Raw genomic sequence first — 23,872 nt, 5'->3', positions numbered from 1 at the left:
TTTACGATGAAAGACCATTAACTATAATTTAGGCCGGTTGAGGTGATGGCGTGCTTTCCAACGCTACCTGCAACTCTTCAACAAGCGTTTCAACTTTCTGTATCGCGGCAGCAACCGATTTGGCCAATACCTCGCCGCCCACTTCCTGTCCTTCGATCGCGATGTAGTGAACGCGAGTGATGCCGATAAATGCCAGTGCTGTGGCCAAGTGTGGCTCAAGGTGGTTCATATGGGCCATTTCTTCACCTGGCGCCATATTTACGCCGCCTCTAGCGGTGAGCACAACGGCATGCCTTTTTCGGTCTGTGAGCTTGGGTATGTAAGGGTCTATCGGGTTGGTGTCATCGAACTCTACCGTTCGACCGGGCCGTACTACTTGGTCGACCCACGCCTTGAGGGCGGCAGGCATACCGAAGTTGTATAGCGGCGTTCCGATTACCACAATATCAGCAGCAATTAACTCATCAATCAGATGGTCGCTCTCTGTCAGTGCGTCCTTCATCCAGCTTTCTCGGTGCTCTTCGGGGGCGAAGGCAGACGCAATCCAGTCGTGGCTGATAATCGACGGTGGGTTTTGACCAATATCGCGATAGGTAACCGTGTCTTGCGGTCGGCTTGATTGCCACTGGCTGACAAACTGATAGGTTAAATGGCGACTATGCGAGCCGTGGTTATCTGTGCCAGCAATACCGGGGCGGGCGCTAGCGTCTATATGCAGGATGTGTGTCATGGTGGCCTCCTAATCTGAGTTGAACTCATCTATGATTAACAACAGGCTTAGCTTAGACTGTGCCTTTCAGCCTGAACAAACGATCTTTTCTTGCAGCTATAGATGAGTGAAACTCATTCATGAACCATCGCCGATTACCCTCGCTTTCAGCACTACGAGCTTTCGAAGCCGCTGCCCGCCATGAAAGTGCCAAGCAGGCGGCGCAGGAATTATCCGTTACTGCCACTGCCATTAGCCATCAGGTTCGGGGTCTTGAAGAGGCGCTAGGCGTTACCCTATTTTTACGTAAACCCCGACAGTTGGCGCTGACACCTCAGGGCCGTGAGCTACTGCAGGTTCTGGAGACTGCGTTTGATAGCATTAGTCATGTTGTCGAGCGGTTGAGTGCTGTACCTGTTCGCCAAACCGTTACGCTCTCTACAACGCCAGCGGTTGCGGTGCGCTGGTTGCTGCCCTGGGTGTGTATGCTGCGTGACTCCCATCCAGATATAGATCTGCGTATTCATGCTTCGCATGAGTCGGTTCCTCTGGATGGGGTAACGGCAGACATTGCCATTCGCTATGGCGATGGCCGTTGGCCAGGGTTGGTCGCCGAGAAGCTGTTTGATAACACCTTTATCCCGACCTGTAGCCCACGCCTTGGTCTACACGAGGTAGAACAGCTACCTTTGCACCCATTGATTCACTTCAGCAGTCAGGGGGCCATATCATCACCACTGGATTGGGCGACGTGGCAGAAAGAAGCAAGGGTACCTGGGCTGGACGTGAGTGCCGGGCTGGTCTTTTCTGATGAGACCCACGCTATCTCGGCTGCCGTTGGGGAGCAGGGTGTAGCGCTGATGAGCCGCCAGTTGATTCAGGATGAGTTGGAAGAGGGGCGTTTGGTGCAACCTTTCGGCCCCGAATTTGAAGGTAAGCCGTTCTTTCTGGTCTACCCAGAAAGCCGACGGCATGACCCAACCATTCAAGCGATCAGTGATTGGGTTTTGGCGGTGCCGGGTGGGTTGTGTACGTTGATGAATTGATAGTGGAGGACTTTTATACCGTTATCTTATAGGCAAGCTACCCATCCACCTTACTGACTTGGTTAACAGGCCACGCTGCTGGATGACCTTCGAAGCTTCGCTGTTGTTCAAGGAGCTTCTAAAGTGTATCTCCGAGCTGATGCTCGTCCTACTGCAGGTGAGAAATGCTGTTCCCCTGAATTCAACTCATAGTATTTAAGAGCCGTCGCTCTGGCAATCAAGGAACGAAACGATGGAAGTAATTATTAATACTATAATATCCGAGTTTTCAGATTTTAATGACCTGAGTGAATTCATCATTGTTGTGATTCGCTTGCTATTGGCGGCTGTACTAGGCGGTCTATTGGGGCTCGAGCGAGAGCAGAGAGGCAAGGCCGCTGGAATACGCACCCATATGCTGGTCTGTATGGGGGCGGCTTTGTTTATATTTATACCTCAGCAAACGGGTATCTCTGATGCGGAAATGAGCCGGGTCATCCAAGGCGTGATTGCAGGCATCGGTTTTCTGTGTGCCGGCACCATTATCACCCGTAAAGATGAAAAAGGTACGTCCGGGCTTACCACGGCGGCAGGGGTTTGGTTAACGGCGGCAATTGGCATAGCCGTCGGCCTGGGACGCGAGCAGACGGCGGTTCTGTGTACGCTGCTGGCCTGGGTAGTCCTCTACGTAGTGCCTTTCTTTTCCGGTTCAATCAGCAACAAAAAGTCTTCGTCCTTGGGCGATGACGAAGACAATACCGATATTTGATGGGAGCCGAATGCAAAAACTAGAGGGCGTGAATGAACAGAGAGTTAAATCCTCTGGTAAGGCCTCGCCTTTTTATAATCAGGGAACTACATCCAGACGGTATAATTGTTATTTGTTGGAAGCCTTCTTTCTCCCACTGGGGCTTTTCCTTCTTGCATAGCTCTTTCTCGGCTTACCCGTGCGTTTCGGCGGGCCACCGGCCTCACCCTGGGCGGTTTGCAGGCTCTGCCTGAGCTTGGCAGCGTCACTGTGGGTGAGCAGGCCGCGTAAATCATCCAACAGCGCTTGCTGAAACGCGCCAGGGTCGTCCTGCTGTTCGGAAATTGCGCGCAGGCGCTGCTCCCATAATGCGGTGCGCTCCGGCGTGCTTACCGCGCTGGGCAGGGCGGCGATTAGGGCGCTACCCAGTTTGGTGGCACGCAGGGCTTTTTGCTGGCGTACCAGGTAGCCGCGCTGTACCAGGGTTTCGATAATGCCCGCCCGGGTGGCTTCGGTGCCCAGGCCATCGGTGTCGCGAAGCGTACGGCGCACTTCCGGGTCGTCCACGTAGCGGCCAATGTTCATCATGGCCTTGATCAGGCTGGCATCAGTGAATGGTTCCGGTGGGCGGGTTTCCTTCTCCTCTACGCCTGCTCCCAGCGCCTGGCAGGGCTCGCCTTGGGTCAGCGGCGGCAGCGGTGGTGTTTCATCCCGAGTAGTGAATAGCGGTTTCCAGCCGGGGTCGAGAATGCTTTGCCCGCGGGCGCGGAAGGCTTCATTAAGCAGCGTAAATTCGGCTTTGACTTCGAAGGTGCGCAGAGGACGGTAGAACTGCGCCATCACGTTGCGCACGATCAACCGAAACACATGGCCTTCGGTAGCGGAGAGCTGGCTGAAATCAGCGGGTTTTCCGGTCGGTGCGATTGCGTGGTGGGCACCGACCTGCTTATCGTTCCACGCCTTGGAGCGCAGGGTAAAGTCTGCTCCATTCAGCCACTGCTGAAGCGCTTCATCGTTCTGGCAGGCACTGGTGAGGCTGCGCTGAGCAAGCTGAAGATGCTCCTCGGGTAGGTAGCGGCAGTCTGAACGGGGGTAGGTGATCAACTTGTGGCGCTCGTAGAGCCGCTGGCAAATATCCAGCACCATCTGCGCAGAGAGCCCGTGGCGGCGGGCGGCGTCTACCTGAAGAGCAGAGAGCGAGTAGGGCAGTGGCGGTGCCTGGCGTTTCTCCTGCTGGTCGAGCTTGGTGAGTTGCCCTGATGCGCCGGGTAACTGAGCCGCCAGGGCATCGGCGGGCCTGCGGTCAATCAAACGGCCTTGATCGTCAAGGGGTTGGTGCTCTTTGGGCGCCCACCAGGCGCGCAGTTGACCTTGGGCAACCTTGAGATCCACCCATAGTGGATAAAACGGATGAGGCACAAAATCACGGATGGCGTTATCGCGGCGCACGATTAATCCCAGTACCGGGGTTTGCACACGGCCGACAGAAAGCACACCGTCGTGCCCCGCTTGTCGGCCGGTGAGTGTCCAGGCACGGGTTAGGTTAATGCCATACAGCCAGTCGGCGCGAGAGCGGGCCTGGGCTGCCTGAAACAGCGGCTGGTAATCGGCGTTGGAGCGTAGCTTGGCAAGCGCCCGGCTCACTGCAGGTTTATTAAGGTCGCTGATCAGCAGCCGTTGTACCGGGCCACGGTACTTCATGTACTCGATCACTTCCTGCACCAGCAGCTGACCTTCGTCGTTACTATTACAAGTACTAATTTGTGAAAAAGTGTAATTGTCTGATTTTTCGGATATTTCCAACATTTCACAATTTCCATGCTTTTTCACAAAAAAAACCATTGCCCACTGCCAGCAAAATTTTGGCGTTTACTCATTAAAATACAATACTTTAACTACAACTGTTACTCAATATAGTATTCAGACTCGCTGTGAAAATGTAAATTTAAGTGAGTTGCAAGCGAGTCGAGCTAATTTTTATTTTTAGTTATACGGTGTACATATATAGTTAATATTATGCTTGCGATAACGGGCAAAGCCATTAAAATATATTGATATTGCATGTGATTTCCCCCCTTTCTCCCCAAGCTGAGTATAAGCTCAATTATAGTCATGACTGGGTGCTATTTCTATTAATTTGTAAAATTATAGGGCTTTAAAAAAACTAGCCTAATTTATAAAGGCTGGCAGGCTTTAATTATTTTTCAAATCAGTTGATATGGCTTAATAGAGTGCTTGCTTCTTTTACTTCATCATGTGGTATCAGCAGATATCACCACTCTCTACTACCACTTGCTTGCAGGTTTTTTAAGCAATTGGGATACTAGGTATTGTAAAGTATGTAATTATATGATTTTATATTTTTCATGATTTAAGAGTTTCAATATTTACATAATCCCCTCTTAAATTTTACAAATGCCGATGCGTCAGGTTTAGCGACCGAGGCTTTGCCCAACTTCTCATTGAAATTACTCAAACAGAATATACTCACCACCATCTGCGGCTTGCTGCTGAACAAAATTCCATTTAGCAACAAATGGAGATATATCAACCTGATCTAAGGTAGAGAACAGCTTCTGAAACCAAAATGCCCACTCTTTTCGTTTTAAAGTATTAATGGAATTGGGGCGTGCTTCGTCGCTTATTCTGCTTGCAAGGTGTATTGAATCTCTTGGGCAAATTTCATCTTCAATGATAGCTTCTAAAGAGCGGAATTGACCTTCAACACGGCTGCGAATTTCGTAGATTTCATTCCATGTATTGAGTTTGTCCAATAATGCATCATTCTGTGTATTCCATTTTATCTTTATCCTTGGTTCTGGGTCACGTAAGTTTTCGATTTCAATAACAATCAGGCCTTTCGCTTCTTCATTATATGGATAAAACGCTAGGCGATTCGTTCCATTTTTATGTCTGAATAGATCTTTTGCCTTTTTTGCATCTTGATTGCATACGTCACAAAGCGGTACGAGGTTATCTGGATGTACTGAAAAAATGGGATATTTCGATTTGCATAGCTGATGATCATAATCTGCACGCCACTGGTCACCCTCCGGTATTCCTGCTCTGAACGCCGCAAGCTCTTTCATGCCGCAAGCTTTGCAGATCTTGCCGTTAACTGCCGGCGAACTGTAGGCATTGAAGTGATCAGTGATGTTTGTACCACCCGAAGCTCTAACAACAGGAGCTAAATCTTTCGTTGAGCAATACAGGTGTGTACACAATGACTTTAGGGTTACTTGGCAAGTCTCATTCATAAAATCAAACAAGTCTCTTTGGGGTGCCCAAAAAAATGCCTCTAGATTTTGATTATCCAGCACCGCTTGAAATAATTGCCGTTTTGTATCATTACCAGCAGCTTGTAGGGCGTTAAATAGCCTTTCAGATTTCTCACGAGTCGGAGAGTTTGTCCAGCAAGCCTGTCCAACAGCTCCTTGAGTGAAGAGAGCTCGACTAAAGGTATTGGTGCTAACGGATTGCTCCAGAAAATGTAAAAGCTCTTCATTAAGCAAGTTAAACACTTCAAATCTGGGCGTATTTGGGGCTAAACGAAATAACATTACTGACTTAACTTCCTTATTAAATAGGCTTTTTCGGCCGATAAGCCAAGGTTTTCTTCAATCCATTCTCTGGCATGGTCATCACCTAGTTTTAACTGCTCGCGAATTTCATCTATAACGCTTTGCGATATCAGTGAACGAAGGTCAAATAAGTCTTTAATTAACACATCAAATGACGCACCATAGGTTTCATTTTGCGCCACTTTCATATCAATTAAACCGTTATCGCCCCGGCGGAACTGGTACACATTATTTCGCTTTAGGGAAGAAACCATAAAAGGTGAATGGGTAGATATAAAAAGCTGGGCTTTCTTGTTGTCTATATCGATAGCACTTTCAACAAAGGAGTGAAAGTAGGTGCGCCACGATGGATTGAGATGGGTTTCTGGCTCATCAAGTAAAAACAATGCCCTGCTGTCTTTGTAGATTGCAGCCATAGATAGAATTTGAATCAGTTGAGCTTCGCCGTCGGATAAATCATCAAATTCAATACACTGCTGACCATCCGTTAATTTTAGCGACAGAACATGAATTGGCGATTTCCACTTTTGAGGTCTTTTGGTCGAACGGTCGAAATTGTCCTGTCTGAGTTGGCGCTTGGTTTCGCCCAGCCAAAAATCGGCAGCGAGTAGCTGCAAGCGGTAGAGTTTCTCGAACAAAACTTGTGGTGTAAAAAAGCTGCTCTCCAGAATGTTCCGCACGCGACGATCACTAAAATCTATGGTGATTTCGCCCGCTAAATAATCCAATTCAAACTGATTAAAGAACTCTTCTGAAGTTTTGCTCACCCTCGGCAACGCTTGAAAGCTACAAGTAGGTATATTAACCAAACATTCGATCAATTTGGCAATATCTAGCAAGGCGCCCGCATCATGAATGAACTTACGCAGGTCATAACGAAGTGTAACTGAGTGAATTTTATTAAAGCGCTGTTTCCCCTGCCAGATTGACTGTTGGTCTTTACCTGAAAGCATTCCCATACTCGCCAACATGAGTGCTGTCGTATCTTGATCAAAGTACTTGAGCCTTGGCAGTGATGTAGGTCTCAAACCAATATCGGCATTGTCCGAAAGTGAAGATTCTTCAGGTAGTTCCGGAAACAACGCTGGGTGACGAGTTCGATAATAGTGGTAAGCTTCATTGAATTGCCGATCAAGCAATTCGATGTCTATTTCAGTTAGACGCTTACCTTTTTCATTTCTCGCCTCATTTATCACTGCTATTCGCTGTTCCCATTGGCGCTTTACATTCATTACATCCAGATACTGGATCGTGTTTTTCATAAATGCGCGTTGTAAGTTTTCATTTAAGCCAGACGAATATCCAATGATCTGACTTGGCAGAATTTCTTCTTCAATACCTAAATGTTCACGCGCTGCAACATCGATTAAGGTGCCATCACGATAGACGGTCACAACACCCGTTTGGTCAATTTGAACAGTATATGCTTTGGTTTGATCTTCTGTATCGTAAGCTTGATTACTGTATCGAATTTCAATTACTAGATTAGGGAACCAGTTGCGACGCTTAAAGTCTCTACGCAGACGCCGTTCTAAATAGCCAAAGCATTCAGCAATCAGTTCTAACAGTTGAGATTTTCCGGAGCCATTTAAACCGATAAAGGCAATGATGTTGCCTTGCGCGGCATCAAAACTAAAGGTTTGATCCTTCAAACCTTTGTATTGCCCGCTTAGAGTGAGTGACAGCAAGCGCATTAGGCTTTTTCCCTTGCGGCTATTTTCTTTTTAGTCTGTTTTTTATTCGAAGGTGTCTCACGCCCCGCGTGAATCTTCTGCAACAATGCTACGGCGCTGTTGTCACCTTTGATTAGCTCTGGGTTTGCAATTCGCCAATCTGCTGTGAGTTCACCTCTGAATGCCTTTACTAAAATTGATTGGGTAAGGTTGTTAACCCGGGCAAGTCCTGTGATGGCTTGTTGCTCGATACGGTCGGCAAAAGCAAAGAGTTCTTCGACGCGGCGGACTATTTCCTGTTGTTCGTGAAGTGGAGGGAGCGGAAACTCCAGCGATTGGACAAAGCCTTTATTCAAGGCTTGCTGGTTGTTTCCACCACCAATTCCTCTTGTCTCTTCATATTGCTTTGTTAAATAGAAATACAAGTATTCCGAGATCACAAAGCCTTCTGGTACTCGTAAGGCAGCAGTATTTTGATTGTGGCAAGCTTCAATATCGAGGATTGCAGCTTGTCCCCTAGTTTTACCTTGACCAATCATAGCCAACATAACTGTGCCAGGAGGATGAATACTAGTGGATGTTTTCGAGAGCCCAAGCTTTGTTATGCTCTCTTTTGTCGAGTTTATTCGGCAAAAAGCAACTTCTGAGCTGCTAACCCATGGCACGTCACCATTCCAGTAATCTTCAACACTGCGACTTGGTGTTGCTCCTACATAAACATCAAAGACATAACCAATACTTGTGTTCAGCCATTTCTCAGGAGTTTGGTTCAATGAGACAGGCTGAAAAAGATCTAAACGTGCTCGCTTTTTACCTGCGTTTAGATATCTTGAAGCCCAGTAAGAATCGATTTCGGCTAGGGATATTGCCTCAAGCGGAGGTTTTTTCTCCCTCCACTCCTCCGTCAACTTGCCACTCATGGCGGCTGCTAGGATGGATTGGCGGAAATTTTTTAGAATTTCGGGGATGCGTTGGAGGCGGGCTTTGGTGTTGTCCACCTGTGCTAATAGGGTATCGAGTTTGTCTGCTATGACTTTTTGTTCGACGAAGGGGGGAATCGCAAGTACTAATTCTTCAATATCGCCTTTACGTACCGACGGAACAGTAGTTGATCGCGAAACATCGCCTAAATCGACTGTTCGCATAAAGCAATATATAAATCTGTTGGATTCTTTCATGTCTGGTAAAACAGCCATGACATTATTGTCAGCCAAACCAGGTTTCAGTATAAAAGCTCTTCGGTTTAATTTAACGGCTTCACCAATTTTTGCGAATAGGGTAGTTCCTATTGGAAAAATTTCTCCTTTTAGCTCGACAGCTTCTTTGCTATCTACGAAGTGGCCTGCGGTATTCAGATACCCATTATTTGCTGAAACTGCTTTAGATACGTCGCCAACTTTATATACAGGGTAATCCCCAGTAGATTTTCCTTGAAATTTTTTTGGGAAGCCTACACCGCTGCATACTCTAACAAGCTCACCAAGTTTTCCTTCTATCCAGCCTTCCGGTAAGTCTATTAGTTGCATTATTTAGTTCCCTCTAATGCCGCCAATAATCCATCCAGCTCACTCAGTGCCGCTTGCAGTTCTTCTTTTGCTTCCAACGCTAACACGCTTGGTTCGGGTAGGTCGGCAGCATCGATACTATCTTTGTTTTTCAGCCAAGTGATGTCTAGTGAGTCGCCTTTGGTGTTGGCAATCCAGTCACGGCTGAAGCAACGCCAGCGGCTGTGCAGTAGTTTCTCATCCACGTTTCTATTTTCTACAGCGGCTTCTTTATCTACAGCAATTTCTTCCGCTCCAAAGCTGTACTCTCCTTCGCTACGAGCGCTGGTACCATCGGCTTTGTCGCCATAGACCGCTTCAAAAGGTGCAAGGTACTCATCACAAAAGGGGGTGCGCTTTCCAAAGCTGGGCATATTAATACGTAGATCATACACCCAGACATTTTCGGTGCAATTCTCTTGCTGGTGTTTATCTTTGACCGACCCTTTGGTGAAAAACAGCACATTTGTTTTTACGCCTTGGGCGTAAAAAATACCGGTCGGCAGGCGCAAGATGGTGTGCAGGTTGCATTTGTTCATTAAGTCCCGACGTACGTCAGTGCCCACGCCTGCTTCAAACAAGACATTATCCGGCAATACCACTGCGGCACGGCCACCGGGTTTGAGGTTGCGGTAAATATGCTGCAAAAACCCCAGTTGCTTGTTACTGGTTTTATGGGTGAACTCTCTTGTTACCGACTTGTCCCCGCCTTTAGCAGTGCCAAAAGGCGGGTTGGCAAGAATTACATCCGCAGGGCGTAAACGATTACCAAATTCTTCACTGAGTGTATTGCCAAGATGTACCACACCTTCGTCATCCCCTTCCATGCCGTGTAGTAGGCAGTTCATTAACGCTAAACGGCGGGTGTTAGGTACCAGTTCTACGCCGACAAAGGCTTTATCTTTCTGGAATTCCGCGTCTTTAGCACTTAAATCCATGTAGTCATCGGTTTGTTCGCGCATGTATTGATCTGCGGCCACCAAGAAGCCAGCAGTCCCTGCTGCTGGGTCTTGGATGACTTCGCCAATTTGCGGATTGATACAGCGCACCATGCTATTGATCAGTGTACGTGGTGTGAAGTACTGCCCTGCACCGGATTTAGTCTCAGAGGCGTTCTTTTCCAGCAGGCCTTCGTATAGGTCACCAAGGCCGTCTTTGGCCGCGCTGAACCAGTCAATTTGATCGAGGGTTTTAATCATTTGCTCAAGATGTCGCGGCTCACGCAAGCGGGTTTGCGCATCAGCGTAAATGGCGCTGATCAATGGGTCTTCGTGCACTAATATGCCGTCTGCGTCCTTGCCGGTTGAAAGGCTTAATAAAATACGTTTGTAATCGTTGAGCAGGTTGATGCCCGATTTGTCATTGATGTCGGTCCAGCGGCAGCCTTCTGGCAACGGGTGCTTCTTTAACGTGCCCGCTTCAGTGTTTTCGTGCACCATTTTTATAAACAGCAGCAGCACCAGCTCAGTAACGTAATCGCTGTAGTTGATGCCATCGTCACGCAACACATCACACAGGTTCCAGAGTTTTTGAACGATGTCGTTGTTGGTCATAGTGATCTCTTCGCTAAATTCTTGTGTGCGGAGTTTTCAGGCGCTTTTCGGTGGCCAAATAGCATCGCTGAGTTCATCCAATACTGTATCTAGTTGATTACCAAGAATCTTATCTAGCTGCTTGGCTCCACCTTGCTCGGCAAAGCGGTTGTTTACAAAGTCACGGTCGATGATGACTTCGTGTATGAGTTGTTTTGCTAGGCGCTCAAGCCATTTACGCTGCGCGGGCAGCCAGTTGTGGCTTTGATAGATACGCTGCATGGCTTGCGTAACCCGTTGCTCAAAGGGAACTAGCGGCTCGCCTAGGGCGGCTCGGCGAATATGACCAATAATACTGGCAGCAATATCCTGATTGGTTTGGTTGCGCACAGCGCTTTGTAGTTTTGCCTCAGAGTAGCCTGCGCCATGTAGCAGCAGTTTGATCTCCTTTAATTGTTCTCGGGTGAGATCTCGCGGTTTATTGACAATCACTGAGAGTGCCGCGCTTTGGTTGAGCTGCTCTTTTATGAACTGGTTGAAGCTATCCAGATAGTCTTCAGGCTTTGGATGTACACCATAGCTTTGGGTACGACCACGAATTTCATCTTGATGTTCGGAAATCACCGGTTGGCGTTCACTGCCCAGTAAATTATTCACTTCAGCTAGTTGATTCAGAAGGCAGCTGTGCTGTGTGATAAAGGCGGCAGCTTGTTTAGGGCCCAGCTCGTGGAGATGTTTATGGAGGCTTTTCGGCTCGACACCCCATAAGCCTTGCAGCTCAAAGAGTTTTTGCTTGAGTGCCGGCTGATTCTCGGCCTTTTTCTCAGCTTTACGCATTACGCGCATCACTTTTTGGCTGAGCTGGCTAAGCACCAAATCGGCATGGCTTTGCTCAGGTGTATCCCCCGGGGCATTGAGTGCGCGTTCCAGTTGTTCAGGGTTGGTGATTTCGTCCACCAATTGTTCCAGTGTAATGTTCGGGTCTCTCACCAGTGGCTTCATGGTGTTGACATCGGCGAGTGCTGCGTAAATATCCACGGGGTCGTAGATGCGGAATACGGTTTTGCCGATCTCATCGCAGCGGCGGGTGGCTCGGCCAATCATTTGCTCATAAAGAATCCGTGATTTCACCCGGCGCATAAATACCAGGTTGCTGATTTTAGGCACGTCGATGCCGGTGGTCAGAAGATCAACGGTGATTGCAATGTTCGGATAGATTTCGTTTTTATATTGGCGGATAAGTTGTTCTACTTTGTCACTCTGCCCAGTAATTTTCGCAACTGCAGCCTGATTGAATTTACCGTTGTAGAGCTCCTTGAAGGCTTCATCCAGCAGACGTTTAACCATATCTGCATGCAAGTCGGTCGCGCAGAAAATTAGGGTTTTCTCGTCGCCAAAGGGGTCGAGTTCCTGTACCAATTGCTGGCAGATGACGCGGTTGAAGTTTTCGTTAATCACCCTGCGGTTAAACGCATCGACCTCAAAATTTAGTTCATCGTCTAGCTCCGCGCTTTGCACTTCACCGGTTTGCGTATTGATAGCGCTTACCGTATCGCCTTTAGCAAAGGTAATACCATTCTGGGTGAGCAGGGTTTCGTAGCGAATAGGTGGTTCGTGATCGATCAACCAGTCGTCGGCTACGGCTTCCCTGTAAGAGTAGGTGTAAACCGGTTTCCCGAAGATTTCGCTTGTGTGCTTTGCTGGAGTGGCGGTTAGTCCGATTTTTACGGCATCAAAGTATTCGAGCACGCGGCGGTAACTGGAAAGGTATTGGTTGGCATCTCGGGTTGCCATTTCGCCTTCTGTCATCTCTTGATCGAGGGTGTAACCACGGTGTGCTTCGTCGATGATGATGCAGTCGAATTGGTCTACAGACGGTGGGTTATCGCTCATGAAGATGCGCTTAACCATGGCTTGCACGGTGGCAACCTGAATACGTGTTTCTGCTTCCGCGGCCATGTCGCCGAGTTCTGCGACATTGTAGATTTTGGATAAGGTGTGGTTTTGCTCTAGGGGGGCTTCGTTGAATGCATCAATGGCTTGCTGGCCCAATGCGGTGCGATCAACCAGAAACAAAATGCGCTTAAAGCGTTCGGCTTTAAGGAAACGGTACATTAATCCAATGATGGTACGGGTTTTACCTGTACCGGTTGCCATAGCCAGAAGTGCATTGCGCACTTCGCGGGCAAGCGTGTTTTCGACTGCAATAATAGCCTGCTGTTGGTAATCACGTAGTTTCAGATATCCAAACGGCTCTGCCTTTAGTTTCTCCTGAGCGTCCTCCTTGCTGCGTTTAAGCAGGTCTAGCAAACCCTCCGGCGTATGGAAGCCAGGTAGTGCGCGTTTGGTATCAGCAGAATCACGAACATCACGAAACCAAGTTCCAGATTGTTCCGCCAGTTGCGGCACATAGGGGCGGCCATTACAGGAATATACAAATGGAACTTTGTAATGACCTTCGCTTTCATCCGGCCAGGCAACGGTCATACCTGCTAACTCCCACGCGCCTTGCATCGCTGGGGATACCTTTAATCCTTTGCTGTAGCGCTCTGCTTGAGAGATTTTACCCGCGACATTTGTGTTTTCTTTCTTCGCTTCGACAACAGCAATGGGTGTAAGGCCAGCAAATAATACGTAATCCGCTCTACCTTTCTCGTCTTTATGTTCTGTTGGCCATTCGGCAATAGCGATGTTCTTTCCTTTTTTTGCCATTGTGCCATTTTTGAAAGTGAGGGCTTCGCTATCGGCTTGCCAGCCAGCTTCTGTTAATTGCTGGTCAATCAGAATGCGAGTCAGGGCTTCATCTAACACGATGTGTTGTGTTGCGGCCTGCGTGTTACGACTCAGTTGTTGGCGGTGTGAGGCTTGATGTTTTTCATCCTGGCTGGACAGCTGAGCCTGAAGAGCCTTAATTTTGGCTTCGTAATCTTGCTGCTGTTGATTAAGGGCTTCATCATGGGCCGTAGCCAGCTGTGCCAATGCGCGGGAATCCTCGTCCATAGCATGAGCCAGTTCCTCGTATTCATCCTTTTCTTTGACGATAAGCTCATTTAGCTGCTGACTGGAACCAAGGTCTAGATTGGCCTGATGCAGTTCATTTTTAAGCTGAGTAATTTCACCTTGCAATTTGCGTAGCTGTTCACTTGGATCAGCAGGTGGGGTGAAGGGGCCGGGTTTGAAATGGGTACCTAATTTACCAAACGACTGATGAAACCAGATTGCCAGCTTGCGTGCGACTACCAAGCCGCTCATGGCTTCTTTATGCTGAGTTTTGAATTGATGTGTGGCCTTATTGCCTTCTACTCGTAGCGTATGGAAGAGCTCTCTGACTACGGCCTCCAGCTTCAGTTCTCGGTTTATTTTGTAGAGTAGGCCGGCTTGTGTAGTTTGTTCATCGAAAGAAATTCCTGCCAATGCAGCAATGTGCTGAGCGATCGCTTCACCCAATTGGCGCAGTTTGATCAGCGTTGTATTCGGGTCGCTAGCAAAGGCTCGTTCCGCTGACAGAGCTAATTCAACAAAAAGAGGATCATGTTCCGCAAGAAACCCAAAGTTACTGATTTGGTTGGGCGATGTCATTACACAGAAACTCCATTTCGTTTATCGAGCAGTGCTGCCTGGCATACTTCAAGGAAGTCGCTCGAAAAGATCACCCAGCTGGCAATCGAAGAATTCACACAATTTATCGAGCGCTTCCAGATCCACTTTCTGCGCCGTCTCTTTATAGAGCAAGGTCACCGTAGCGCGACTTAGCCCGGTTTCTCGAGCGACGTCGGCAATACGCATCTTGTGTTCGCCCATCATGCGGGCGAGATGGCAGCGGATCATGGCTGTGTCCTCAGGCTACTTCGCCAAATTAATTTTCAAGCCTACCATATATGGTCATTTCTGCTTAGATTTTGCTAGATGAACTCACATTTATGTGAGGCATGTTCGGCTTGATAGGGTCGCTCACTATCTAGTGGAATGCGCCAAATGCTGTGTCGGCCTTTGGGCAATTAATGGAAAGGGGGCCGAATGAAAAAAAGAAGGAGTGTCACATTTTTCAGTTAATGGTTTGTTAGCACGGCTTTATGGAATGGCTGACACAGTGTTGGGGTCAGGATAGGTTGGCGGCTTCGCTACGTGGAAAGAGGTCAGCGACCTCGATGCCGAGCGCGTCACTGATTTGGTAGATCTTAGTCAGAGTAATGTTCTTTTCACCGCGTTCTATGTGGCCCATGTAGCTGCGATCAACCCCGGCCAGGGCAGCCATGCCTTCCTGGGATAGCCCTCTGCTTTTACGAATTTCTCTGACTCTCTGCCCGAACGCCACCAGCTTCTCGTTCCGCATTTATCATGCTCCACCCAAAGGATGGAACTATCACGGGGCACTGGATACAATTCCACGGACTATGATTCCCATTTGGAGCGGCCTGGATGAAGTTGGAGATAATCACTAATGATGAGCAGGGCGCGCGTATCTGCGGGGAATACTGGAGGCAGTCTGAAGACGGCGAATTTGTCTTCAAAATTAGCGAGATTGCGACCGTGTATTCAATGAAAACACACGAGGTCAGTAAGTTCGTCGAACAGCATGCTTTCGTATGGCTGGAAGATATCTGCTGTGGTCGTTGCAGACAGCCATACCGCTTTGGAACTCGCAGTCAGTATCAAGACCGCCGATGGCTTCGGGATCGGGTCTGTAGTGCATGCTTGGAAGCCGAACGACAATCCATTGCTGACGAAAAGCAAGAGTTGCTTCTGAAAATGCGGCTGTCGGCGAAAAACAACGTACCAGACCTGGCAGCGCTAGACCTGACGAGCAAGGTCTATCTGCTAGCGACGATTCAGGCGTTAGGCGATGAGGAACTTGCTACCATAGTACCACTTAACGATTATCCCGCTTGCACTCTGTCGCCCGACTCTGCCTATGATCATAAGGTTCTTCAGCATTTAATTGATCATAACTTATTGTTGATTTCCCTAGATACACGTCTTGAGGTGATCGAGCTTCATGAAGATGACCAGTTGAGTATCGACCTTGGAGCATGCGCATTTAACCTTCCCTTTGATGCCGACCAAGTCACTGCACTAATCGATGAGTTTTTTGATGAAGAAGTCGCATACACCGTCAAGCAATCGCCGGAATTTAATGCGCTATGCAAGGGAGCCCAACTGAACGAGTGCATTGGTTTCTTGAAGGTTATGCTTGAAGAGCATCAGCTGTACTTGTCGCCGGGGGAGAAAAGCCGCCAGATGCTCAGCAGGTGCCTAGAGCATTTTAGCGTAGCCCAGGTCTATAACTTCATTTGGCGGGCCGCCAAGGACGCTGCTGCCTATTATATGCGTAGCTCTATCAGCAAACGGCAGGCAGCTAACTCGGTTGTTGGGAACATATCACGGAGTATGGAGCGTGCTCTCGCCAATGAATGGGAAGTGAAGCCATTTGGTAGGAACTATAACCTTCCTCAGTCCTCACTGAGTCGTGTCATCTTCAATATGATTCTGGGCACTGACGACGGCGGATTTGATTACCGTTTAGCCGACGTTTTTGAAAAGAGTGGCCTTTACGAACAGAGAGTTTGAGTAAGAATTAATATTGCTCCGGGCGTCCTTGTGTTGCACATAGGACGCCAACCAGATAAGCATTTAATCAACCGCGGTATGCGGTCTGTGCTGAGCTATTTTTTTCTAGCTGTTTTTCTTTTTCGCATCGACTTCTTGCCCATTCCACGTAGAGCCGAGAAATCACCGCTTTCTACTTCAGCTATTAGCGCTTTCAGGCCATCAGTGAGGGGCTGCATAAACTGCCCGTATCGCATCCGTTTCTCGCTGATGGCTTCAAGCTGAGACTCCCAATGTGCGGTCATATCAGGAACAACCATTCTTTTAGGCAGACTGTTAACAAGGTGCTTTCCTGCCTCTGTCGAGTGGATCTCCTTACCTTTCTTTGTCAGAAACTGCCGTTTGAACAATAACTCGATGATCCCTGCACGGGTGGCTTCCGTGCCGAGCCCGTCCGTATCCCTGAGCACTTTTTTAATTTCAGGGTCCGATACGTACCTCGCTATTCCCGTCATGGCGGAGAGTAATGTCGCATCTGTGAAACGTTTCGGGGGGCTGGTTTGTTTCTCGTCCATTTTGCCATCGATGCAAGTAACCGGATCACCAGATTTAACGTTGGGAAGAGCCACTGACGAAAATTCAGTTTCTTGCTTTGGGGTCTCTTGAGGTGGAAGCAGCGCCTTCCAGCCGTTAGAAATAACTGACTTCTGTTTGGCGATGAACAATCCGCCTTCCACCTCGCTGTCGATTTGGTGCTCTGCATACTCAAATGCTGGATAGAACTGCATCAAGTACTGGCGGGCAACTAGCTCGTAGATATTCTTCTCATCCTGAGACAGGCGATCAGCTGGGACTGCCCTGGATGTTGGTATAATTGCGTGATGCGAGCCTACTTTGGCATCGTTCCACGCCTTGCTCTTTAGGTTGAAGTCAGCCTTTTGAACGCTATCAGAAAGCGCCGCTGATGTTTTGGCTATCGATTGAGCCACTGTTTGACGTTCAGTGTAATGGCCTTTGGGTAAATACCGACAGTCTGACCGTGGGTAGGTGATCAGCTTATGTCGTTCATATAACTGTTGGCATATGTCCAGAGTCTTCTGGGCGTTTAGATTGAAACGCTTTGATGCATCAATTTGCAGTGATGAAAGACTATAGGGCAGGGGGGCAGGTTGTTTTTTCTTGTCACGTTTGACTGCGATGACGTTGCCTGCATGTCCGACTACCTTTTGAAGAACGACTTCGGCAAGCTTTCGTGAAAGCACACGGCCTTCCTCGTCCATGTAAGGCTCACAAGCAGTACTCGGCTTCCATTTTGCTGTAAAAGACTCACCCGCCACTGTCTGAAGCGTTATGAAGACCTCATAAAATGGCTTGGTTATAAAGTTTTCGATTTCTTGGTCTCGGTGAACGACCAATCCCAATACAGGCGTCTGCACTCGGCCAATCGACAAAACACCGTTGTACCCAGCGCTTTGGCCAAGAAGTGTGCAAAGGCGAGTCATATTGATACCATAGAGCCAATCGGCTCTTGCCCTTGCCAGGGCTGATGTGGCTAACGGTATGAAGTCAGTATTCTTGTGAAGATCTTTCAACGCCTTCTGGATAGCGGCAGGATTCATATCATTCACGAGACAGCGTAATGTGGCTTCGCGTTTTGCCTTATTCACACCTGAATAATTGATTACTTCATCGACCAGGATCTGACCGACGCGATCAGGGTCACCCATGTTGACCAATTGGTCAGCTTCTTTGATAAGTTTTTTGACAGCATTAAACTGTGAGCGTGTTTGGCTTTTGACTTGATGTTTCCACTCGACCGGGATAATTGGCAGGTGCTCTTTTTTCCACTTTTTGTACTCAGGGTCATAAGCATCTGGCTCAGCCTGCTCCAATAAGTGACCAATACACCAGGTTACAACATCACCATTAGCCACCCTGATAAACCCATCACCTTTCTGGTGGGGTTTGGGAAGCACATCTGCAACTGCGCGTCCGACACTCGGCTTTTCGGCAATGTATAGAATCAACTCTGTTTACCTCGCTCAAATCCAACGACTTTCACTTTGTTCAGCTCAGCCTGAAGGGCTTCTATTTCCTCAAGTGCCTCGTATAGGGAGAACTCTAAATTGGCATTTCGTGCAATAACTTGGTCACAGAATTTTTTGATATCGTCTCGTTGTGACCTGTAACGTTCTTTAAGCTCACGTTCTTTGTCTCTTTGCGCTCTAAGTCTATCTACAGATATTTTTCCTGCTTTATAAGTAGGACTTGCCTTTTTAGTTTTAAATCTATCTATTTCTTTGCGAGCCTTTTCAACAAAATCGCTGTAATAGTAAACTCCCCCTGAACTCAAGCCAGCTTCCTTGTTTATTCGACTTAAATTCAATTTTCCGTCATTGGGAGTTCTTTCAGGATTGCCATCGATTAAGCGCTGAAGAGCATCTTCAAGCCTTTGCTTGGTTATTTCACCCCGCTCAGAAGGTGTGTTTTGGATGCCCACGTTTAAAATTCCTCTTTGATAAATGCTACAAAATCGAGGTTGTGTTCTGAAAGAACTTTCTCAATAGATCGAATCTCATAATATATTTTTGACATTATGTTGGGTATATCTATACCGCTCGAATAAATTTCATTATATTTTATAATTAATTTATCTCTTACAGTAACCAATGACTTAGCTTTTTCAACCGTAACCACCTTATATTGACAAACGGTCATATCACAAATTCTATCACAATCTGGATTCGTGCAATATCCACCGGGGTGCTCAATGATAGATAGGCGTCCTTCCTCAACTTGATTGCGTATTTCTTCCTTGCTTAGATAGATTGTTGCATCTCCTTCTGTACGAAGATTTTTAATCCTCTTCCCTTCTGGGCCTGCTAACGTTTCAGCTTCATTGTAAAGGTGATAGAAAATATCAGTCATATAATTTTTGTTTTCACCTGCTATTTCGTTTTGAAGCTCGTTGTCAATCATCATGTCAAGATAAGAAGCAATGTTAGCTTGGTTTGAATACCAGGAAGTCATCGCTATATTCATATGCTTAAATTGATATTTAATATCTAGTAAAGATGAAAGTTTGTTGCGTACTAAGTAAACAGCAAATGTGCGACGGAAAGCATGAGGGTGAATATGCAGTCTCTCACCAATTTTAAGGTCGCCTTTCCTGGATGGGTTTAAAGTATTAAATTCATAAACGTCATCTTTTGTTGCAATACAATCTAGTGAGCGTATGAAGGAATTAAGCGAATGAAATATTGACTGTCTTCCAGCATTAGGCTTCTTTGCGGTTGAGTATGGCAGTGTAACAAATAAACTATCCACATCTTTTAGAAATTTCTTACGCTCATCTACGTGATTTAGATCCGACGCCTGATTTTTCCATCCTTCGCGTGCAAAACTAAAAGCATTCCATAGTAATTCAATAGCTTTTTTAACTGCAGGTATGGTTACCCATGAAGTTGGTCTTTCGACACCACCAAGGTTAGGTTTAGTATGTACTCCATTAAGCACAGACACTGTCATACCTGCGTATTTTTTTTCTTGATATGATTCTAAGTTAAATGATTTTATTTCACCGTCTCTACAGCCCGTAAATGCAGCGATAACAATATAGCAGGCTCCCCTTAGTTTTGAGAGCCAATGACCACTGTAATCAAATTCAATATCTATAGCTGACGGATCAAAATTTATTTTTTTGAGCGCATGTTTTCTGGGTGTTATGTTTGAAGTATATCGACCTTTTAGTCTTTCATACTCAGTAATGAAGTCGGCGTAAGCAGAAGATATTTCATGCCTATAGGGATAACACACTTCAACTAAGTTTAGAGACTCTCTATAGTAAATGGTGGCGATACGCTCTGGCAAACATATTGCCTGAGAAATATTATCACCACTACTTGATAAATATCTTGCTAAGTTATCAGCGCTGCCTATATTTCGGCTTATTAATTTTTCAGCATATAGATGAGAAATGAAAATTAAATTATTTTTCCATGTTTTATATTTTAGTTTTCTGTTCTTTGCTTGATCTATAACTTTTCGATAGTTTTTGTCTTCGTCAATGAATTCATATGAATAGCCATTACATGCTGTTATACATTTTTCAAAAATAACTGCCCCTTCAATGATGTTTTTAGTAGCACTTTTTTTAGATTTGAGGGTTTTGTTTGTTATAACTTTATATATAAGATGTTTGGTGGCTTTTTTGAATTCTCCTGACAGTCTGGAAAAAGAAACATCGAAGTTAAGCGACCACAAGATCCATTTTTCTGAGGAGTAGTAACTATAAGGTTGTCCGTTAGAATCATAAGAAATAACAATATCTTGAATAGGCTCTATTGATTTTAAGTTTTTAGTATTTGTTAATTCGTTCATTAGTAGATTTCCAGCATTAATTTTATATCGTTTGCATCTTTCCAAAGTGGGTGTGGAGTATCTAAGTATTTCTGATAAGCCTCAGAGTAAGCAGCCTCATGTTCAGACCTTATTCGCTCAATGATAACCTGAACGGTACTATGAACTTTATGCAGCAGGTTTGTTGGCTTTGAATTGATAGATGGCGTCGAAAGAGACTCTAAAATAACATCACTGAATGATAGTAATAACCATATATCTTCTACTTCTGCTACCACGGCATGATGCATGCAACCAAAGCACTCTAAAAACTTATGGCAAGCAACAAGATCAGATTCTTTTGCAATTCCTTCTTTAATTAATGCATTTTTCGTCTTAATTGATTTTTCTCCAAAGGCACCGCCACATCTTAAACCATTTGATAACTTTTTGTACTTAGTGTTTGCGCCGCTTTCTTTGATTGGATCATTGAAAATAAACGCACTTTCTTTTATTGCGTTATCTAATGGTACCCCTAGTGCCGTTTGCTCACGTATATATAGTGCTGAGGCTAGTGAAAGCTCAGTAGTTACTGGATCTCCATTAGCATAATGCTTAGATGCGGTTGCTACAGAATTGTTTAAACCTTGAGCAACCATAAATAGGCTTTCAGTCGCTCTCATGATAAGAGAGGCCTTGGTCTTTCTAAATCGCTGGCTACTAAAGGCAGGAATGCCAAAGTTAATGATGTATTTGTTTATTCTACTAGCGTTGCTAGTGGTCATTTTTGATAGCTTATTGTGAGAAAAATTTGGAAATATATAACCATCACTATGAGAGTTTAGCTTTTTACTAATTTTAAGCCACTTATTAAAAAAATTTTTCCCTTTTTTCGTAAAGCCGGCTTCTATTTCGTTTATTCTTCCTGATTGTCTTCCTTTAATCGTCCTAAGCTTATAGGATCTGCGATTAATGTCTTGAAAAGGCTCTTCATCTATATCTGATATTTTTAATCCCAGGAGAGGGTTGGAGTTTGCCCCAGTGTGTAAGCAGGTGATGAAATATGCAACTCTAACTAGATCGGTTTTCCATGTGCTGTCACTGTTATTAGAAGTTGTATATCTTATAGAAATTCCGTTGCTCTCAAATTTAAAAGTACCATCTTTATTTTTTGCATTATAGAGTGGGAAGATTAGCGGTGCAGTGTCGTTGTCGATATGCTTTGCGTAATCGTCAAATATGGTGTAAAGAGCTAATACTATTTTCTTAACCTCATCATCTGTGTATGGCTTTGTAGGCTCACTGTCTGATGGGAAAGCTATGAATATATTGTTACATTGGTCGTATAGCTCAATATCTAGCTCTTTTAGTAATGATTTAATAGAGTTCTGGCGAGAAGATAAGCTTTTCCCTTTTATACCTTTTTCATATAGTTTTGCTAGCTCATTAACGTACATGGATACGGAGTCATGGCAAAAAGTGTCGTTAATTCCTTTCGCGTCCATTTGTCTAATAAATGATACGGTCTCTCGAAATATATTAATCTTTGTTCTATCAGTTTTATCCATAGCGTGGATTGCATTACAGATTTTTATTGCCAGTTCTCTGCGATTGGCATCGACAAGGTCAGCCTGAGTCTTAGGCTTGTTTGTACGTTTTTCTTCCATTGAAAGAATTGGACACCCTTTATAAAGAAGGCGCTCAAAATTGGCGGTGCCGTGCCCATCAGTGATAAACCTATCCTTTAAGTTTATGCTGACTACATTTTCAAAATTTGTTTTTTGTGCTGTCGATGTTTTTCTTTTGCTTTCTTTTAAAAAAGCCATTAATGTTCACCGCTCTCAAGAATAATGTCTATAGCTATTTCATGAATTTCATTAGCTGTAACTACCTCCTCTGAAAGCTTGAGATAGCCCAGTAATGCGGATCTGCTTTTGTGCCCCATCACAGACTGAAGATAGTCGAGGGCTTTCCCTTCTTTTATTCCTGAATTCAATAATTCTTTTAATCTTTCAACAGCATAGGTCGAGCGTAAATTATGAAACTTATGGCTAAAATTTGGAAGCTCGCTTTTAATAGCATTTCTTAGCTCACCCCATCGTGCATCAATGCTTTTAGGTGAATATGGTTTGCCTAGTTGGTTTAAAAGCAGTGGGGGGCAATACTTGTCTTCAGTATTACTTTCCTCATATAGCTTTCTGCGCTGTATGTATCGGGCTGAGTTTGTGTACTCGTAGATTCGCTGCATCAATTCAGAAGTAATTTCAGCTATCCTTACCGTACCATTTTTAGTAGTCACGCCTCGCCTTTGGTCAAGGTTTAAACCATCGGCGTTGATTAGGTATTTCTTTGCCAGTTGTTCTGAGTTGGGCTTGTAGATTGCGTTTATCCGAATGCTTATGATTTCTGATCTTCTCAATCCACAGTACCGACTTAGCTCGATTGCAATTTGGAACTCCTGCGATAGTGCAACGGTCTTTGTATTATTGCTTCTATTAGAAACTCCAGTTTGAAGCTCCTTGTAGTATTTTTGTGCGACGCGCCATTCCTGATCATTTATTGGAAGCAGTTTGCGTGATAGGCCATAATAGCTCGTATCATTTGGTAGCTTTAATCTTAGATCAGTGGTGTCGACATGAATCAACTTATTTCTCATGTGCTCATGTGAGCCACTCGTACTGACTTTGACTATCTCATACTTAAACGGCGGGTGCTCAAATGGATGATTTCTAGCTAGATAGAATTTATAAAACTTGATCACTATACTCATATAGCTGCTGGCAGTTGATCTAGCTATATTTCCGTTTTTATATGCTTCACGCAAATGCTTCTTAAACCCATAGGTAGGTCTTTTTCTAAGGGCGGCAGGCATAGAGTCCCAAGCAATGCCTATATCTTCAAGGAAGGTAAAGTAGTGGAGCAATGCTTGTGCTTGAGTGTTAACCGCTTTCTTACGCAAATTGGCTTTTAAATGGATTAGCCAAATATTCGCGACTCTAATGCTGCTACCGTCTTCCTTGTATAAGAGAGGAAGTTTGCCTAGAGAATTGCCAGATCCTTCAAAGCATATTGATAGCTCTCCGGTGGACCTATTAATCTCTCGTTTAATTGGCTGATCTACAACAAAGTCAGGAATTTCCCATAGCACTATGCCCACGCAAGCCTCCATGCCGTA

17 protein-coding genes are annotated in these 23,872 nt (G+C 45.7%); 3 read left to right on the top strand and 14 right to left on the bottom strand.

Annotation, left to right across the window (positions count from 1 at the left end):
- Positions 1-28: 28 nt before the first annotated feature.
- A complete protein-coding gene (locus tag K7H09_RS16855; protein WP_022523736.1) occupies positions 29-730 on the bottom strand; it encodes an FMN-dependent NADH-azoreductase in 702 nt (233 codons plus the stop codon).
- 119 nt (positions 731-849) lie between these two features.
- Here K7H09_RS16855 and K7H09_RS16850 point away from each other — a divergent pair, with 119 nt between their 5' ends.
- Together K7H09_RS16850 and K7H09_RS16845 are read left to right on the top strand one after the other, a co-directional pair.
- Positions 850-1,755, top strand: a complete 906-nt coding sequence (locus K7H09_RS16850) for a LysR substrate-binding domain-containing protein (protein ID WP_022523735.1) — start codon at positions 850-852, stop codon at positions 1,753-1,755.
- A gap of 232 nt (positions 1,756-1,987) precedes the next feature.
- A complete protein-coding gene (locus tag K7H09_RS16845; RefSeq protein WP_022523734.1) occupies positions 1,988-2,503 on the top strand; it encodes an MgtC/SapB family protein in 516 nt (171 codons plus the stop codon).
- A gap of 108 nt (positions 2,504-2,611) precedes the next feature.
- Here K7H09_RS16845 and K7H09_RS16840 read toward each other — a convergent pair whose 3' ends face one another.
- The 8 genes from K7H09_RS16840 to K7H09_RS16805 form a co-directional block, all read right to left on the bottom strand.
- Positions 2,612-4,288 (bottom strand): DNA topoisomerase, encoded by a 1,677-nt coding sequence (locus K7H09_RS16840; protein WP_230805260.1) that lies wholly within the window; start codon positions 4,286-4,288, stop codon positions 2,612-2,614.
- A gap of 662 nt (positions 4,289-4,950) precedes the next feature.
- A complete protein-coding gene (locus K7H09_RS16835; protein WP_230805259.1) occupies positions 4,951-6,042 on the bottom strand; it encodes a hypothetical protein in 1,092 nt (363 codons plus the stop codon).
- Complete coding sequence (locus K7H09_RS16830) at positions 6,042-7,757, bottom strand: AAA family ATPase (RefSeq protein WP_230805257.1); 1,716 nt, start codon at positions 7,755-7,757, stop codon at positions 6,042-6,044. Before K7H09_RS16830 ends, K7H09_RS16835 begins: the two co-directional genes overlap by 1 nt.
- Positions 7,757-9,262 (bottom strand): restriction endonuclease subunit S, encoded by a 1,506-nt coding sequence (locus tag K7H09_RS16825; protein ID WP_230805255.1) that lies wholly within the window; start codon positions 9,260-9,262, stop codon positions 7,757-7,759. Before K7H09_RS16825 ends, K7H09_RS16830 begins: the two co-directional genes overlap by 1 nt.
- On the bottom strand, positions 9,262-10,833 hold the full coding sequence (locus K7H09_RS16820) for a class I SAM-dependent DNA methyltransferase (protein ID WP_230805253.1): 1,572 nt from the start codon (positions 10,831-10,833) through the stop codon (positions 9,262-9,264). Before K7H09_RS16820 ends, K7H09_RS16825 begins: the two co-directional genes overlap by 1 nt.
- Before the next feature lie 36 nt (positions 10,834-10,869).
- Complete coding sequence (gene hsdR / locus K7H09_RS16815) at positions 10,870-14,391, bottom strand: type I restriction-modification system endonuclease (RefSeq protein ID WP_230805251.1); 3,522 nt, start codon at positions 14,389-14,391, stop codon at positions 10,870-10,872.
- Between the two features lie 48 nt (positions 14,392-14,439).
- The gene (locus K7H09_RS16810) at positions 14,440-14,640 is read right to left on the bottom strand and encodes a helix-turn-helix domain-containing protein (RefSeq protein ID WP_230805249.1); all 201 of its coding nucleotides are present in this window, start codon (positions 14,638-14,640) and stop codon (positions 14,440-14,442) included.
- Positions 14,641-14,911: 271 nt separating this feature from the next.
- Complete coding sequence (locus K7H09_RS16805; RefSeq protein WP_230805247.1) at positions 14,912-15,145, bottom strand: helix-turn-helix domain-containing protein; 234 nt, start codon at positions 15,143-15,145, stop codon at positions 14,912-14,914.
- An 86-nt stretch (positions 15,146-15,231) separates the two neighbouring features.
- Between K7H09_RS16805 and K7H09_RS16800 the strand changes: the two genes are divergently transcribed.
- On the top strand, positions 15,232-16,380 hold the full coding sequence (locus K7H09_RS16800; protein ID WP_230805245.1) for a hypothetical protein: 1,149 nt from the start codon (positions 15,232-15,234) through the stop codon (positions 16,378-16,380).
- Between the two features lie 95 nt (positions 16,381-16,475).
- Here K7H09_RS16800 and K7H09_RS16795 read toward each other — a convergent pair whose 3' ends face one another.
- The 5 genes from K7H09_RS16795 to K7H09_RS24565 are packed head-to-tail and all read right to left on the bottom strand — an operon-like array spanning position 16,476 to position 23,854.
- The gene (locus K7H09_RS16795) at positions 16,476-18,386 is read right to left on the bottom strand and encodes a DNA topoisomerase III (RefSeq protein ID WP_230805243.1); all 1,911 of its coding nucleotides are present in this window, start codon (positions 18,384-18,386) and stop codon (positions 16,476-16,478) included.
- The gene (locus K7H09_RS16790; protein ID WP_230805241.1) at positions 18,383-18,859 is read right to left on the bottom strand and encodes a hypothetical protein; all 477 of its coding nucleotides are present in this window, start codon (positions 18,857-18,859) and stop codon (positions 18,383-18,385) included. Before K7H09_RS16790 ends, K7H09_RS16795 begins: the two co-directional genes overlap by 4 nt.
- Before the next feature lie 2 nt (positions 18,860-18,861).
- A complete protein-coding gene (locus K7H09_RS16785) occupies positions 18,862-20,739 on the bottom strand; it encodes a hypothetical protein (protein WP_230805239.1) in 1,878 nt (625 codons plus the stop codon).
- Complete coding sequence (locus tag K7H09_RS16780; protein ID WP_230805237.1) at positions 20,739-22,523, bottom strand: hypothetical protein; 1,785 nt, start codon at positions 22,521-22,523, stop codon at positions 20,739-20,741. The genes K7H09_RS16785 and K7H09_RS16780 overlap by 1 nt, the downstream gene beginning before the upstream one ends.
- A complete protein-coding gene (locus K7H09_RS24565; RefSeq protein WP_230805236.1) occupies positions 22,523-23,854 on the bottom strand; it encodes a tyrosine-type recombinase/integrase in 1,332 nt (443 codons plus the stop codon). Before K7H09_RS24565 ends, K7H09_RS16780 begins: the two co-directional genes overlap by 1 nt.
- Positions 23,855-23,872: the final 18 nt, after the last annotated feature.

The sequence above is a fragment of the Halomonas sp. IOP_14 genome (assembly GCF_021021315.1).
Lineage (GTDB): Bacteria > Pseudomonadota > Gammaproteobacteria > Pseudomonadales > Halomonadaceae > Vreelandella > Vreelandella titanicae.
The sequence above is the reverse complement of the archived record's forward strand: the minus strand, read 5'-3'. Positions and strand labels throughout refer to the sequence as shown.

Bases quoted from the DNA above. Each gene is read 5' to 3' on its own strand.
- K7H09_RS16855 (WP_022523736.1), bottom strand. From the start codon at position 730: ATGACACACATCCTGCATATAGACGCTAGCGCCCGCCCCGGTATTGCT.
- K7H09_RS16850 (WP_022523735.1), top strand. From the start codon at position 850: ATGAACCATCGCCGATTACCCTCGCTTTCAGCACTACGAGCTTTCGAA.
- K7H09_RS16845 (WP_022523734.1), top strand. From the start codon at position 1,988: ATGGAAGTAATTATTAATACTATAATATCCGAGTTTTCAGATTTTAAT.
- K7H09_RS16840 (WP_230805260.1), bottom strand. From the start codon at position 4,288: ATGTTGGAAATATCCGAAAAATCAGACAATTACACTTTTTCACAAATT.
- K7H09_RS16835 (WP_230805259.1), bottom strand. From the start codon at position 6,042: ATGTTATTTCGTTTAGCCCCAAATACGCCCAGATTTGAAGTGTTTAAC.
- K7H09_RS16830 (WP_230805257.1), bottom strand. From the start codon at position 7,757: ATGCGCTTGCTGTCACTCACTCTAAGCGGGCAATACAAAGGTTTGAAG.
- K7H09_RS16825 (WP_230805255.1), bottom strand. From the start codon at position 9,262: ATGCAACTAATAGACTTACCGGAAGGCTGGATAGAAGGAAAACTTGGT.
- K7H09_RS16820 (WP_230805253.1), bottom strand. From the start codon at position 10,833: ATGACCAACAACGACATCGTTCAAAAACTCTGGAACCTGTGTGATGTG.
- hsdR (WP_230805251.1), bottom strand. From the start codon at position 14,391: ATGACATCGCCCAACCAAATCAGTAACTTTGGGTTTCTTGCGGAACAT.
- K7H09_RS16810 (WP_230805249.1), bottom strand. From the start codon at position 14,640: ATGATCCGCTGCCATCTCGCCCGCATGATGGGCGAACACAAGATGCGT.
- K7H09_RS16805 (WP_230805247.1), bottom strand. From the start codon at position 15,145: ATGCGGAACGAGAAGCTGGTGGCGTTCGGGCAGAGAGTCAGAGAAATT.
- K7H09_RS16800 (WP_230805245.1), top strand. From the start codon at position 15,232: ATGAAGTTGGAGATAATCACTAATGATGAGCAGGGCGCGCGTATCTGC.
- K7H09_RS16785 (WP_230805239.1), bottom strand. From the start codon at position 20,739: ATGAACGAATTAACAAATACTAAAAACTTAAAATCAATAGAGCCTATT.
- K7H09_RS16780 (WP_230805237.1), bottom strand. From the start codon at position 22,523: ATGGCTTTTTTAAAAGAAAGCAAAAGAAAAACATCGACAGCACAAAAA.